Genomic DNA, 402 nt, shown 5'->3' on the forward strand with positions numbered 1-402 from the left:
GTGGGTAGGTAAGCGGCGTTGCTACGCCCCCTTGCGCCGTGAGTTTGGTTTGCTCGGCGGTTGACCGGTCTGCTGATCTGGTGCCGACTCTGGTGTCGGCTTCGCGGCCTCAATTTGCTCGCGCAGCATTCGCAACTCGGCCTGGGCACCGGCCTCAAGACCGACGACCTCGGTTAGTTTCTCGCGGGTGCGCTCATGCGCGGCCTGCGCTTCAGCCAGTTGGGCACGCACCTGGTGCTCGCGCGATTCGGCGTTGGCCAAGCGCTCGTTGGCCTGGATTCGGGCGATGTCAGCAGCTTCACGCTGCGCATCGGCGACGGCGGCTGTGCGATCGGCAGCGACCCGGGCGGCCTGTTCCGCCGCCAGTTGGGCGCGCAGTTCGCTCAGTTCGCGCTCCAAGTG

At 66.9% G+C, this 402-nt stretch carries 1 protein-coding gene; it reads right to left on the reverse strand.

Annotated features, from left to right (window positions below):
• Positions 1–21: 21 nt before the first annotated feature.
• On the reverse strand, positions 22–402 hold a 381-nt coding region (locus tag HV824_RS36640; protein WP_217918077.1), incomplete at its 5' end, for a hypothetical protein.

Origin of the sequence: Myxococcus sp. AM009 (assembly GCF_013372605.1) — a bacterium.
Lineage (GTDB): Bacteria > Myxococcota > Myxococcia > Myxococcales > Myxococcaceae > Myxococcus > Myxococcus vastator.